The 14,186-nt window shown below is 53.1% G+C and carries 14 protein-coding genes; 11 read left to right on the forward strand and 3 right to left on the reverse strand.

What is annotated here, in order from left to right; all coding sequences use genetic code 11:
- Positions 1 to 3 precede the first annotated feature (3 nt).
- Positions 4 to 573, reverse strand: a complete 570-nt coding sequence (locus tag RW092_RS11880; protein ID WP_316010294.1) for a hypothetical protein — start codon at positions 571 to 573, stop codon at positions 4 to 6.
- Positions 574 to 1,125: 552 nt separating this feature from the next.
- Here RW092_RS11880 and RW092_RS11885 point away from each other — a divergent pair.
- The 4 genes from RW092_RS11885 (at position 1,126) to RW092_RS11900 (ending at position 5,112) form a co-directional block, all read left to right on the forward strand.
- Positions 1,126 to 2,169 carry an agmatine deiminase family protein gene (locus RW092_RS11885; RefSeq protein ID WP_085278728.1) on the forward strand — a complete coding sequence of 348 codons (1,044 nt, stop codon included), beginning with the start codon at positions 1,126 to 1,128 and terminating at the stop codon, positions 2,167 to 2,169.
- Positions 2,170 to 2,198: 29 nt separating this feature from the next.
- Entirely contained in the window at positions 2,199 to 3,077 is an 879-nt protein-coding gene (aguB, locus tag RW092_RS11890; protein ID WP_016314382.1) for an N-carbamoylputrescine amidase, read from the forward strand.
- A 470-nt stretch (positions 3,078 to 3,547) separates the two neighbouring features.
- Complete coding sequence (locus RW092_RS11895; protein ID WP_085278725.1) at positions 3,548 to 4,504, forward strand: DMT family transporter; 957 nt, start codon at positions 3,548 to 3,550, stop codon at positions 4,502 to 4,504.
- A 101-nt stretch (positions 4,505 to 4,605) separates the two neighbouring features.
- A complete protein-coding gene (locus RW092_RS11900) occupies positions 4,606 to 5,112 on the forward strand; it encodes a hypothetical protein (protein WP_085278724.1) in 507 nt (168 codons plus the stop codon).
- 58 nt (positions 5,113 to 5,170) lie between these two features.
- On the opposite strand, the gene RW092_RS11905 is transcribed toward RW092_RS11900, so the two are convergent.
- Together RW092_RS11905 and RW092_RS11910 are read right to left on the reverse strand one after the other, a co-directional pair.
- Positions 5,171 to 6,013: an aldo/keto reductase gene (locus RW092_RS11905; RefSeq protein ID WP_316010295.1), complete on the reverse strand. Its 843-nt coding sequence runs from the start codon at positions 6,011 to 6,013 to the stop codon at positions 5,171 to 5,173.
- Between the two features lie 56 nt (positions 6,014 to 6,069).
- Positions 6,070 to 7,284, reverse strand: a complete 1,215-nt coding sequence (locus RW092_RS11910) for an MFS transporter (RefSeq protein WP_028540388.1) — start codon at positions 7,282 to 7,284, stop codon at positions 6,070 to 6,072.
- Between the two features lie 194 nt (positions 7,285 to 7,478).
- Between RW092_RS11910 and RW092_RS11915 the strand changes: the two genes are divergently transcribed.
- From RW092_RS11915 to RW092_RS11945, 7 genes are all read left to right on the forward strand, one after another.
- Positions 7,479 to 7,850 carry a winged helix-turn-helix transcriptional regulator gene (locus RW092_RS11915; protein WP_016314377.1) on the forward strand — a complete coding sequence of 124 codons (372 nt, stop codon included), beginning with the start codon at positions 7,479 to 7,481 and terminating at the stop codon, positions 7,848 to 7,850.
- A 42-nt stretch (positions 7,851 to 7,892) separates the two neighbouring features.
- Complete coding sequence (locus tag RW092_RS11920) at positions 7,893 to 8,594, forward strand: response regulator transcription factor (protein ID WP_016314376.1); 702 nt, start codon at positions 7,893 to 7,895, stop codon at positions 8,592 to 8,594.
- The gene (locus RW092_RS11925) at positions 8,587 to 9,693 is read left to right on the forward strand and encodes a sensor histidine kinase (RefSeq protein ID WP_028540387.1); all 1,107 of its coding nucleotides are present in this window, start codon (positions 8,587 to 8,589) and stop codon (positions 9,691 to 9,693) included. The genes RW092_RS11920 and RW092_RS11925 overlap by 8 nt, the downstream gene beginning before the upstream one ends.
- A 102-nt stretch (positions 9,694 to 9,795) precedes the next feature.
- The gene (locus RW092_RS11930; protein WP_016314374.1) at positions 9,796 to 10,713 is read left to right on the forward strand and encodes a carbohydrate ABC transporter permease; all 918 of its coding nucleotides are present in this window, start codon (positions 9,796 to 9,798) and stop codon (positions 10,711 to 10,713) included.
- Between the two features lie 37 nt (positions 10,714 to 10,750).
- Positions 10,751 to 11,623, forward strand: a complete 873-nt coding sequence (locus RW092_RS11935; protein ID WP_316010296.1) for a carbohydrate ABC transporter permease — start codon at positions 10,751 to 10,753, stop codon at positions 11,621 to 11,623.
- 18 nt (positions 11,624 to 11,641) lie between these two features.
- On the forward strand, positions 11,642 to 12,802 hold the full coding sequence (locus RW092_RS11940) for an efflux RND transporter periplasmic adaptor subunit (protein WP_016314372.1): 1,161 nt from the start codon (positions 11,642 to 11,644) through the stop codon (positions 12,800 to 12,802).
- A 44-nt stretch (positions 12,803 to 12,846) separates the two neighbouring features.
- Positions 12,847 to 14,166, forward strand: coding sequence for an ABC transporter substrate-binding protein (locus RW092_RS11945; protein ID WP_028540384.1), 1,320 nt, complete (start codon positions 12,847 to 12,849; stop codon positions 14,164 to 14,166).
- The last annotated feature ends 20 nt before the right edge of the window (positions 14,167 to 14,186 follow it).

Here is a 14,186-nt window from a genome sequence, read left to right on the forward strand (position 1 = left end):
AGATCAGCGTCTGCGCTTATGACTGTGTTTCTTATAGCGACGGCGGCCGTACTTGTTCGCAGCGACGCTGCCGCTGCCGCCGCCAACGGCGTGCTGCTGACGTGTCCCGGGGCTGCTGATGGCAGAGTTGGTGCCCCCCGTGCTATATCGTCCGCCGCCGCTGGCTACTTGCGTGGCGCCAGCAGTTTGCTGGCCCCGGGGCAGCTTCACCACCTGGTCGTTCACTACGATCACGACCTCCTTGCCGCGTTGGAGCAAGCCGCGCGTATCGCGGTGATTTCTGCTGCTCCACCGCCCCCCCATTAGACCGCCCTTGCCGTCCTTATTAAACGCTTTGCCGCCTGCGCCAACGCTCTGTTGCTGCCGCACATACGGTGAACGGATGGCCGCGTTGCTGCCAGCGGCGCTGCTATGACCTGCGCCGCTGGCGATCTGCGTCGTGCTCGGCGCGTTGGTGTACTGGCGGTTCACGACGACGATCACCCGACTCACCCCTGGAAGGGGCGTTTTGGCAATCAAACGTTGCTTGCCTTTTTTCAGGATGACCATTAATTGGTCCTTGCGAGATGACATGGAACCCTCTCCTTTTAAACTACCTTATGCCAAGTTCGGAGATCGGCAAGGGCGAAGCCACGGGGAGGCGTAAATCAGGCTGATTCATTAGCCTCGTTAATGTGTTGATGAAAGCCCGCGTTATAGGGGTTACGACAAGGCGGTGTTGCCGAAAATCAGGCCTAGATTTCTCGGGGAACACTTCCATTTGTAGGCGCGGAAAATTTGTTATATGATATCATGGTAAATTGGGTGAATCGCGCTAGAATTTTGGGGAATCCGCAAGCATAACGCTTGTAACAGCGCTTAAGTCGGCTCCAATCGCCGAGATTGCATGTTAACGCGGCTCAGCGTGCTTAATTTGGATTTTTCGAGCCGAAATCAAGCAGTTTGATGCAAATCGCGATCCACAGCATCGTTAGAAATTGAACATGGCGAAAAAACGTCCAATAGCGTTTCTCCTCTGCGTTAGAGCATGAGAAGAAGCATCCATGAGGACTTGTGGAGAAGCCGCGATAAGGATGGCCCCGGATCTAGCTTGAAACGATAAATTCTTTGGTAGTGGAGGAAACGATGTATCCAAAAGATTTGAACTATAGAATGCCGGCCGAATGGGCGCCGCATGAACGTACTTTCATCTCCTGGCCGGTGCAGGCATCGATGGTTTATCCGGACCGGTATGCCGAGGTATGCGACGGATATGCCGAATTTATTACAGCGATCGCCGAGTTCGAACCAATTACCGTGGTGGTGAATTCGGACGATCTGTCTAAGGTGCAAGTCCGCTTTGGGCAGGATCCGAACATAGAGCGTATCGCTTTTCTGCCGATCGAGCATAACGATGCCTGGCTGCGCGACAACGGCCCGACGTTTCTGGTGAATCCGGAAGGTGAACTGGCCGGGGTCAACTGGCGTTTTAACGCATGGGGCGGCAAATATTCGCCGTGGGTTCTGGACGATGCGGTGGCACCGCAAATTTTGGAAGCTCTGAACGTCAAGCGGTTTGACGCCCCGTTGGTGCTGGAGGGCGGCTCCATCCATACGGACGGGGAAGGTACATTGCTGACGACCGAGGAGTGCTTGCTCAACGAGAACCGGAATCCGCAGCTTAGCCGGGAAGAAATCGAGGCAGCTGTGAAAAACTACGTCAATGCTGACCAAATTATCTGGCTGAAACGCGGCCTGTACGGGGACGAAACGGACGGTCATATCGATAACGTGGCTTGCTTTGCCGCACCGGGGAAGGTGATTTTGCAGGTCTGCGACGATCCAAGCGATGAGAACTATGCCATCACCCAGGAAAATATCGCGATTCTCAGCGCCGCAACGGACGCCCAAGGTCGCCAGCTGGAGATCATCCCGATCCCGCAGCCGCCGAAGGCCTTTTATGAGGATAGCCGCTTGACGCTGAGCTATTTGAATTTCTATTTCGTCAATGGCGGCATCATCTTGCCGATCTTTGGCGGCGCCGCGGAGGAAACCGACCGCAAAGCCATTCAAGTGCTGAGCGAGACCTTCCCGGATCGCAAGATCCGCACCGTTGACGGGATGGCGATCATCCGCGAAGGCGGCAACGTCCACTGCACCACCCAGCAAATGCCGGCAAGACGCGCATAAATGAGAATGAAGGAGGTACGACCAACAACATGAGAATGGTAAAAGTCGCAGCGACACAAATGAGCTGTTCATCCAATAAAGAAGAAAATATTGCCAAGGCGGATCGACTGGTTCGGGAAGCGGCTCGGCAAGGAGCACAAATTATTTTGTTGCAGGAGCTGTTTGAAACGCCTTATTTTTGCCAAAAGGAAAAGTCCGACTACTACGTCTATGCTACCGAGCTGGAGCAGAATGCTGCGATTCAGCATTTTCGCAAGGTCGCGAAGGAGCTGGAAGTGGTGCTGCCGATCAGCTTCTATGAGAAAAAAAATAACGCCCGCTACAACTCGCTGGCGGTGATTGACGCAGATGGTGAAGTGCTGGGTCTATATCGCAAAAGTCATATCCCGGATGGTCCGGGGTATGAGGAGAAGTTTTATTTTAATCCGGGGGACACCGGGTTTAAAGTGTGGAAGACGCGTTATGCCAAAATCGGCGTGGGCGTCTGCTGGGATCAGTGGTATCCGGAAGCGGCCCGCTGCATGGCGCTGATGGGCGCCGAGCTGCTGTTCTATCCAACGGCGATCGGTTCGGAGCCGCAAGACAGTTCGATCGACTCCAAAGATCATTGGCAGATGTGCATGCTTGGACATGCAGCTTCCAATCTGGTGCCGGTGATCGCCTCGAACCGCGTTGGCTTGGAATCCGACGAAGATTCGAGCATTACGTTCTACGGCTCGTCCTTCATCGCCGGGCCGCAGGGCAATAAAATTGCCGAAGCCAACCGGACGGAGGAAACGGTGCTGGTAGCGGAATTCGACCTCGATCAGCTGGAAATCCAGCGTATTGAGTGGGGGATCTTCCGTGACCGCCGGCCGGACCTCTACAAAATTATCACCTCTTATGACGGTGAGCTTCGCATCGACTAAAACTGCATAAGCAACACTAGATGAAATAGCCCCCAATTGCACAGCCCTTTGTGATTGGGGGCTTTGTGCGGATGTGGAAGGTTCGGCATGCTAGAGATAAGCCGAGCCGGGCTGGATATCGGGGTTGGCTTCCACGATGGAACGGGCAACGGTCATGAGGCGGGGCAAATAGCGCAGCACGTTGTCCGCTATAGACTTCGCGATGCCCATATGCCTCAAGCACCTCGCGGGCCCTCAGATAACGAAGCCGTATGGTTGGATTGCGCAGGGCCGCGGTCAGCAGAACATGGGTGGTCACCCCGGTTGGGAACAACCAACCCAACACCTGATTCTGCAACAGCTTTTTCGGCATACTTCGATGAACATCGAGGCATCGCCGTGATACAATCAGGATCATGATAAATCAGGTTTCAGAGATCCGGGTTACGTTATTAGATATGCCCAAGTGACCCGAGAAAGAAGGGATAAGAGTGGGACGTACGCTGTATTTTGCATTAATCTTGCTTAGTTTGATTTGGGGCGGTTCGTTTTTCTTCATCAAAATCCTGCTGCCTGACTTCGGCCCCTGGACCGTAGCGTTCCTGCGTTCCGCCTTCGGGCTGGCGACGATTACCGGAGTGATGCTCATCTTGCGCAAGCCGTTTGGGTTCCGCTCGATACCTTGGCTGGCGATGATCATCATGGCGCTGATCAACACGGCGATTCCGTGGGCGTTGATCGGCTTCAGCGAGACGCGGCTGACGAGCAGCCTGGCGTCGGTGCTTAACGCCACGACTCCGCTTTGGACGCTGGTGGTGGGCGTCCTGTTCTTCCGCGTTGCCACGAATCGCATGCAATGGGCGGGGATGGGGATCGCCTTCCTCGGCTTGCTCGTGCTGGTAGGTGTCAGCCCAACCTCGCTTGCTTCGGTGGACCTGCTTGGGTTCGCCTGCATGCTAGGGGCCACGTTGAGTTATGCCGTCGGCTCACACCTGTCGAAGCGGCTGTCCGGCGGGCTGTCGATGTATCAGGTGACCTTCGGCACCTTGATCAGCGCGATGGTCGGCAGCGGCCTGATGGCATTGATCGCCGAGCGGGATTCGCTGGCTCCGTTGGCGAAGCTCCCTACGCTTGGCGCAGTCGTTGGACTGGGCGTGTTTGGCTCGGGGGTGGCGTATATTTTGTTCTATTTTATGATCCAAAAGGGTTCCCCGCAATTCGCCACCACCGTCACTTATCTCGTTCCGGCCAGCGCGATTATTTGGGGATTCACGCTGCTGAATGAGCCGGTGAGCTGGCGTCTCCTGGCTGGACTGGTGTTCATCCTCGGCGGGGTATACTTGGCGAACCGAAGCGGCTCGGGCAGTGCGGGGCGGGTGGACAAACGCCAGGAGCTGCCAGTGGTCTCCGACTCGGATGCAGCGGCCGCCTCGGCCAATCGGCCTTGATTTAAGGGGCGCCCTTAGGGTACCCTTTCTTTATGATTTAGGCACGTCCTTCTGCAACATCACAGGAGGGATGCCGTCTTATATTTTTGGGGTGATACGAATTGAGGAAATACGCGCTAGGTCTGACCGTGATGCTGCTCGCGCTTCTGCTTGCCGGATGCGGCACCTTCGATCCGGTTGACAAAGCGATCACTAAGCTGAGACCAACTGCACCCGAAGATTCAGCGCAGGATACGGAAGGTCCTTTTACTGTAGAGTTGTCCGTACCGAAGCGTGCCGGAATCGATGAGAAATTTACGCTGATTGCCAGCTTGCATAATTTGTCCAAGACCCGATATGAACTGATGAGTCGCCCGCAGGTGTTCCATTACCTGATCGTGGACAGCTTGGGCAACCGGGTGAACACGATCACCCAGGTCGATAGTGCGGTGGTTCGCAGTATGGGGGGAGAAACGGATATTAACGAGTTTTTCGAGACTCGGATTGATCGAATCGGAACCTATGAAATTTATGCGGTAGCGGAATTTTCGATTAAGGAGGATGGGAAGTACAAGGACCTCACCTATGAGACCGAGCATCATTTCATCGAAATCGGTCCCAACAGCTAATAAAGAGCAGAACCGAAGGATCCAGCGGATCCACGGTATCTGCTCTTTTTTGGTAGGCTTAGAAATCAAAATTGTCAGGGTCCGGACCCACGCGAAGGTTCTCGTTAAGCGTGCTGATCCGTGCCATATCCTCATCCGTCAACGTGAAATTAAATACGTCGGCGTTCTCGGTAATCCGATGCGGCTTGGTTGATTTCGGAATCGTCACTACGCCGTTCTGCAAATCCCAGCGCAGGATGATTTGGGCAACCGATTTTCCATATTTGCGAGCAAGCTCTTGTAACACTGGATGATCCAGCAGCTGCCCTTGCATGAGCGGGGACCATGCCTCCATTTGGATGTTGTGCTCGCGGCAGAAGGCTTGAACTTCCTGTTGTGTCAGGCGGGGATGGTATTCAACCTGGTTGACCATCGGTACAATTTCGGCATCTTCCATCAAGTCCTGCAGATGGTGAACTTGGAAGTTGCTGACGCCAATCGCTTTAACCTTTCCAGCTTTATAGAGCGTCTCCAGCGCTCGCCAAGCTTCTTTATATTTGCCGGCAACAGGCCAGTGGATCAGATACAGATCCAAATAGTCGAGTCCCAGCTTCTGCAGACTGGTTTCATAAGCAGCGAGCGTCTCTTCATAGCCGAGGTCAGCGTTCCACACCTTGGAAGTGACAAACAGGGCTTCACGCGGGATGCCGGCTTCATGCAAGCCTTCACGGATACCTTGTCCAACGCCCGTTTCATTCGCGTAGATTGCTGCGGTATCGATGCTGCGGTAGCCATGGTTAATGGCGAACTTGACTGCGTCTACCAGTTCCTGTCCTTCCTCAACATTAAATACGCCCAGACCCAACCAAGGCATCTTCACTCCGTTGTACAGAGTAGTGGTATCTTGCAAATTGGTGATCATATCAAAATAGCCTCCTATTTATTTCTGAAGTTCAATTTGGTGATGAAAAAAGATCATTAGTTATGCTGAAACGATGGTTGTGAAATGACCGTATTTTGCCGGTCTTTTCTTTCTAAAGCGCGGCTCCAGCCGGTAAGAAGTACAGCAGCTGCGACCATCAGAGCGCCGATCCACGAAGTATGGATCAGACCCAAAGAGTCGGTGACAACCCCGCCTAGGTACGAGCCCAAGGCAATCCCGGCGTTAAAGGCTGCGATGTTGATTGCAGAGGCCACGTCGACGGCGGACGGAACAAACCGCTCCGCCAGCATCACGACATAGACTTGGAGCCCCGGCACGTTCATGAAGGCCAGCAGGCCCATGAGGAAGATGGTCACCAAGCCGGCGATTTTAAACGGAGCTGTGAACAGCAGGGCCAGCAGGATCAGCGCCTGTACGATAAACATATAGAACAAGGCGCGAACCGGCTGACGATTGGACAGCTTGCCGCCCACCATGTTGCCGATAGCAATCGCGATACCGTAGATCAGCAAAATTACGGCAACCGCACTTTCCTTAAAGCCTGTAATTTCAAGAAGGATCGGTGATAAGTAGGTATACACGACAAAGGTGCCGCCATACCCAAGGGCCGTGATCAGGAACAACAGCAACAACCGTCCGTTCGTCACCAATTTCACCTGGTCGCGGAACGCCGTTCGCACTCCTTTCCGCAGGTCTGCTGGCACCAGCAGGCTGTTGGAGATAAAGCCAATGAGCCCCACGATGACGATCAGGATAAAAGCGGCGCGCCAGCCGAGCTGCTGACCAATGAAGGTGCCAAGCGGCACGCCGGTGACCGTCGCCACAGTCAAGCCGGTGAACATGATGGAAATCGCGCTGGCCCGCCGGTGTTCCGGCACTAAGTCAGCGGCGATCGTTGAACCGATCGACATAAACACGCCGTGGGAAAAAGCCGAGATCACCCTTGCCACGAGCAGTATGGCGATACTGGTTGCAGCCGCAGCCAAGGCATTGCCAAGCATGAACACGACCATGATCCATAGCAGCAGCGTTTTACGTGACATTCTTGCAGTTAGCGACGTGAGTACCGGCGCTCCAAAAGTGACGCCTAACGCATATAAGGAAACCGTCAGTCCTGCAGTCGTCGTGGAAATATGCAGGTCTTCGGCGATCAAAGGCAGCAGACCGACGCTGATAAATTCGGTAGTCCCGATAGCGAAGGCACTAATGGCCAAGGCGAGCAGCGCCAAGGTGCTTCTTTGATGATTCATGAGCCAATCTACCTCCCAAAAGATGATGGTTTGAAGGTCGCCGCTGATCTGCCGGGGAATGATGCAGAATCGAGCGACAAATGCTATTATGGGAGATAGGGTAGTTTTTGAGAAGTACGCACTTTGAAGTGATATAGGAACCGAAAAGTAATGTAGGTACTTTTCAGTGCCTATGAAAAGAGGGAGCCATCTTAATGAAAGAGAAAAAATACAATATTTCGGTAGAAGCGACGCTGGAGGTGATCGGCGGGAAGTGGAAATGCGTGATCCTGTGCCACTTAACGCACGGCCGGAAACGGACCAGTGAATTAAAACGTCTGATGCCCGACATCACCCAGAAAATGTTGACCCAACAGCTGCGCGAGCTGGAGGCCGACGGCGTCATTCGCCGGATCGTTTACCAGGAGGTCCCGCCTCGGGTCGAATATGAGTTAAGTGAATACGGGGAGAGCTTGCGAGGAATCTTGGATGCGCTGTGCTCCTGGGGAGAGCAGCATATCCGCAAGGTGTATGGCAGCTATGATGTTCTGGAAGAGAACGTGCTGAATGAACATTTGAAATCGTAAGGTCTCTTCGGTTATGCTGTGCATGAAAAGGAGCGATGATCGATGAAACCTATCACGGTATTGATTGCGGACGATGAGCCGGAAATCGCCGACTTGATCGAGCTGCATCTGGCCCGGGAAGGATACCGCTGCATCAAAGCTTCCAACGGGCAGGAGGCGCTGGATGTGATTCAGACGCAATCCGTGGATCTTGCAATCTTGGATATAATGATGCCGAAGATTGATGGCTATGAGGTGACTCGGCAAATTCGGGAGAAGCACCATTTGCCGATCATTTTTTTAAGTGCGAAGGCAACCGATTTGGATAAAATCACCGGCCTGGTACGTGGGGCGGACGATTATATGACCAAGCCGTTTAACCCGATGGAGCTGGTGGCCCGGGTGAACGCCCAACTGCGCCGCTTTATCCACCTGAACCCGTCGGTAGCTGCGCCTCCGAATGAGACCGTGTTGGAGGCCGGAGGGCTTGTGATTCACCCCGAGCACCGGACCGTGTTCCTCTACGGCGAGCCGGTGGAGCTGACGCCCAAAGAGTTTGATATCTTAGTCCTGCTGGCCAGCCATCCGAAGAAGGTGTTCAGCTCAGAGCATATTTTCGAGAAGGTCTGGGGGGAGGCTTATTATGAAGGCGGAAATACGGTTATGGTGCATATCCGAAGCTTGCGTAAGAAGCTGGGGGAAGACCGGCACAAGAACAAGCTGATCAAAACCGTCTGGGGAGTAGGGTATACATTCAATGGATAACCATACGGATAAACCGAAATTTCGCAGTTTTCGCTTCCAAATGATCCGATTATTTGGACTGAGCATGATATTGTCCGCAGGGACAACCTTTCTCATTTATTTAGCGCTGCGCGAGTATTATCATACCCTGCTGCGTGAAGACCCATTGTATAACGTGCGGCTAATGATGCGCCAGATCGGTGACATCAACGTGTTTTTGCTGATTTTTATCCCGCTCTCGTTCTTATACTTCTACTTGTTAACTCGACGTTATGTCGCGTATTTCCGGGAGATTTCCCGGGGAATCAATCAGCTGGCGGGAGGAGACTTCACCCATCGGGTTCATATTCCTTCCGGGGATGAGTTCGGAGAGATTGCGCGGGACATCAATTTGGCCAGCGAGAAGCTGCAGCAGGCGGTGGAACGGGGCGATTTTGCCGAGAACAGCAAGGAGCAGCTTGTGCTGAACCTGGCCCATGATCTCCGAACCCCGCTCACCTCAGTCATCGGCTATCTCGATTTCATCCTGCAGGGGAAAGACCTCACTGCCGATCAGATGAAGCATTACACCACCATCGCCTACACCAAATCACAGCGTCTGGAGAAGCTGATCGATGAGTTATTTGAAGTGACGCGAATGAATTATGGCAAGCTGAACATCCACCGCCGGCCGTTGGATTTGAGCGAGTTGCTGAGTCAATTAACCGAAGAGATGTACCCTGTATTTGAAAAAAATGAGCTGACCGTTCGTCTCAACACCGAACCGCAGCTAATGATTTCCGGCGACGGCGATCTGCTGGCCCGCGTCTTTGAGAATTTATTGTCCAATGCCGTTCGTTACGGCAAAGACGGGGAATACGTCGACGTTCATGGAAAGCTAGACGGGGATGAGGCAGTCGTGCGGGTGACCAACTATGGCGATTCCATCCCGCCGGACGAGCTGCCCCATTTGTTTGATATGTTCTTCACCGGTGATCGAGCGCGTACGCATCAGGAAGGCAGCACCGGACTCGGCCTGTTTATCGCCAAAAATATCGTAGAGCAACACGAAGGCACCATCTCGGTGCAAAGCGATCTGATTCGCACGGAGTTTGAGGTGCGGTTACCGAAGCTTAGATAAGTGAATCGAACAAAACTTAAGGAAAATTTTAGTTTTACCCCACTTTTGATTTTATCAATCCGCCTTAAGCTGAAAGAGCAAGAACGGCAGGAGGATTGGGAAATGAGAAAGTGGGGTTTTTGGCGTGCGCCCATAAGCCAAGCTCTATCGGGATTCGCTAGGTGGGGGCGCAGCGATGCAGCAACGGCGGGGTTGTTTCTGGCACCAAGTGTAGCAGGGTTCGCGCTCTTTTATTTGATTCCGTTTGGCATGAGTTTATTTTACTCCTTTCAGAGCGGCACCTCTGGCGGAAGCTTTGTAGGCTTGGCGAATTACCGCGACCTGCTGGACAGCGCTTCGTTTCGCAAGGCCGCAGTCAACACGCTGTATTTCAGTGCGTTGGGTGTCCCGCTGCTGTTGGGATTATCGCTGGGGGTGGCCCTGCTCCTGAACCGGCATGTTTACCTGCGGAAGTGGCTGCGCACCGCTTATGTGCTTCCTCTGGTTGTGCCGGTGGCGTCGGTAATTCTCATTTGGCAGATGGTGTTTGATTGGAACGGAGCATTAAACTACCTGCTTGGCCATTTCGGCATCCAGCGCGTGGATTGGATGAAGACCGATGCCGCCCGCTACGTTGTCCTCATGGTGTATTTGTGGAAGAACCTCGGCTACAACGTCATTTTGTTCTTGGCGGGTTTGCAGCAAATTCCTCGGGACTACTACGAGACGGCACAGGTTGAAGGGGCTGGACCGGTTCGTCAGTTTTTTGGAATCACGCTCGTCTACTTAACGACGACCACGTTCTTCGTAGTGATCATGTCGATTATCAATTCATTTAAGGTTTTCCGGGAGACGTATTTGCTGGCGGGTGATTATCCGCATGACAGCATTTATATGCTTCAGCATTACATGAACAACATGTTTGCAACGATGGATATCCAGAAGCTGACGGCTGCTGCAGTACTGATGGTCTGCGCGATCCTTGCGATTGTTCTCGGATTGTTTGGGTTGGAACGCCGATACCGGCAATTCATGGAATAGTAAGACAGGTATAGCTCATAGAGAGGAGAGGCCGGGCGTGCAGGCAATTCAATGGATACAAAAAGCTGTGCTGACGGGAATGTTAGGCTTATTCGCCGTGCTGCTCCTCTTTCCCGTCATCATTACATTCACGAACTCGCTGATGAGCGAGCAGGAGCTTGAAATCAATTATGGTCCAATGGGGGAGCTGACGGAGGCGGCTTTGACCGAAGCTGATACCTTCATCAATCTCAAATGGGTACCGGATCAGGTGACCTTGGCGCAATACGGCAGGCTGTTGGTATATACCCCTAATTATTTGCTGATGTTTTGGCGTTCCGTGGAGCTGGTCTTACCGATTATCGTTGGACAAACCGCGGTCGCTGCGATGGCGGCCTATGCGCTGTCCAAACTGCGGTTTCGGGGTCGAGATGCGATTTTTCTGATCTTCTTGCTGTCGATGCTGATGCCCTTTCAGGTGACGCTGGTCCCGAATTATCTCATGGCCGATTGGCTGGGGTTAATCCACCGTCCGACGGCGGTGATTCTGCCGGGTATTTTTGCTGCGTTTGGGGTCTTCATGCTGCGTCAATTTATGCTGCATATCCCGTACGCCTACATCGAGGCGGCCAAGATCGACGGTGCCGGTCATCTGAGGATATTCCTGACAATCATTCTCCCGATGGTTAAGCCGGGACTTGCTGCGCTGGTGGTGCTCCTGTTCGTCGATTACTGGAATATGGTCGAGCAGCCGCTGATCTTCTTGGATCCGCTTCGGCAGCCGTTATCGGTCTTCTTATCGAGATTAAGCGGCGAGTGGGGAACTGTGTTCGCGGCTTCGATGTTGTATATGTCGCCGATGGTGCTGCTGTTCCTTTATGCCGAGGCCTATTTCATCGAAGGCGTGCAGCTTTCTGGCATCAAGGGGTAAGGAGGATAAAGTCGCGTCATGGAACTTGGGAAAGATCAAACGGATCGTAAACGCAAAAAAATAATCATTACCACCTTTATGGCTTTGATGGGAGGTTTGTTGTTTTTCACTTTTTTCAGTAATACGTTGCAATCGATGACCTTGCCAAAGGTCCGAACGTCCCCAGCAGCAGCCGGCGGAATAACTTATCGGTTAACGGGAACCGGGATATTGCAGCCGAAGAAGCAGGCAGAGCTGATCAACCCGGCCGGTTGGAAGGTTAAGAAGGTACTGGTGAAGGAAGGTGCTGATGTTCAAGCGGGGCAGAAGCTTGTACTATACGATCGTGCTGATGCCGAGCGGGAGTTGGAAGATGAGATGGCGCTATTGAAAAAGCAGCGAATCGCGCTCGAAACGATTCAGGATCAGTTCATCGAGGCCACGGTGAGCGGGGATGAAACCGGCTTGAGAGAAGCCAAACGGGAGATCGAAACTCGCAAGCTTGACCTCCAGGTACAGGAGCGGAAGATCGAGAGACTGCGTGAGCAGATCAGAAGCCGCAGCGAGCTCGTCGCCCCGTTTGACGGGGTGGTTACGGAGGTCAACGCGGTGGTTGGGGTGGCTTCCACCTCCCTCCCGGACGTGGTGGTGTCAAGTACAAGTGCAGGCTACCGTGTGGATATCATCGGGGATGCCGAGGTGATCGACCGTCTTCGGATCGCAACCGGCGAAGCGGTGAAGGTTGAGGTGGCCGCTGCCAGTGAACAACCGCCGCGTCAACTGGAGGGCGTGGTCGAAGACATCACTAACGCAGGTTCTCGAATCACAGGTTCACCGGAGGAAGGTGACGGAACATCGGCGACGCTGCCGCAAAGGCGGCTGCGTATCCGAGTAGCTGATCCTGCCCTGAAAGGAGGGGAGCAAGTTACGGTTCGGCTGGAACAGACGTCCTCCGAGCAGGGCTGGGTTGTTCCAAATGAAGCGATTCATCGCGAAGGCGATTCGCGCTTTCTTTTTAAGGTGGAGGAGCAGCGCGGGGCGTTGGGCAATGTGTTTGTCGCCCGAAAGGTGACGATTAAGCAAAGTGAAGCGAATGAAGCGGAAACGATGATCCCGGCAGATCTTCTGTTTGAAGGAGAGCGGATCATTCTGGAGAGCAGTGAACCTTTACAGGATGGCAATCGGGTTCGTTTGCAATAGAAAATCAGCGATCGAAATGAAGCAGAGGAGGAAGAGAATAAACCATGAAAAAACGGATGGGGAAGACAATTATTGCGGCATTGGTTATATCGATTGCTTTGGCTGCGTGCAGCAGAGCGACGGATACTGTAGGGAAGAACCCGGCTGGAGAAGAGGGCAAAACCGTGCTTACCTTATCGGTTCAGGAGGCAAGCCCGTTTTATACTGCGCTGGAGCGGAAGTTTGAGGCCAAATTCCCTGACATCGACCTGATTATTCAGGCTTATAAACAAGCCGGAGAGGAATGGAAGGCGGGTGAAATTGAGGAGTATCGCAAATCGGTCAACACCGCACTGCTCTCAGGACAAGGACCGGACGTCATTGAAATGAAGAGCCTGCCAATAAGCGAATATATAGCCAAAGGTTTGTTGCTGAATATGGATTCGTCACTTAGCGGGGATGGATCCATCAAGAAGGAGGATCTCCAGCAAAATATTTTGGATGCTGCGAGGGAGAACGGAGGTTTATATGCGATCCCAGGAGGTTTTTCCCTGAGGGCGTTCATCGGCGATGGCGATGCTTTGAAAGAGGCCGACATTCAGGAGAAAACCTGGACTTGGCAGGACTTTGCAGAAATAGCGAAAAAATTAACGCAGGGGAATGAGAAGGTCTTTGCGATGACGGAATATCCGCCGGATATGCTCATGCAGGAAATGACAGTGGATAACTATGAAGCCTATGTCGATACGAGCGACAAACAAGCCAAGTTCGATTCCCCGGAATTTATCGCGCTGCTGCATCAAGTGAAGCAGATGTATGATGATGGCGTGATGACCGAAGAGTCGGCGGGTTCGGGAAAGCAACTGTTTTATTCTGCGGTATTACGTGATCCGAAGGATGTTATTGACGTGCCTCATCAGTATTTTGAACACCCGATCCTCATGCAGAAACCGCATAACCCCGCTCAATCCGGTACGATGCGAATCATTCCGACGAGTTTGTTTGGGATCCGGGCGAAATCCCAGGTTCCGGAAGAGGCCTGGAAGCTGATCCGCTTTCTCCTGTCGGAGGAAGCGCAGAAGTTACCGGAGCGCGAGGGGTTCTCGCTGCTCTCTTCGATCAATTCGCAGCAGCTGGATGACATAAAGCAGCAAATTGCGGACGGCAGCTACAAACTGCCGGATGGAGCTGCTGTTAAGGCCGCGGACGAGGAATTTGATCGCTTTCGTCAAATGCTGGATGCGGTGGACCAATATTCGCCGCTTGAAGCCAAGGTGATCTCCATCGTCGGGGAAGAATCGCTTGCCTTCTTCAGCGGACAGAAATCTGCGGAGGAAGCCGCGAAGTTAATGCAAAACCGGGTAACTACGTTTTTGAACGAATAAAGTAAAGGATCCTGCCTCAT

The sequence above is a fragment of the Paenibacillus sp. 3LSP genome, assembly GCF_032465655.1.
Classification (GTDB): domain Bacteria; phylum Bacillota; class Bacilli; order Paenibacillales; family Paenibacillaceae; genus Fontibacillus; species Fontibacillus barengoltzii.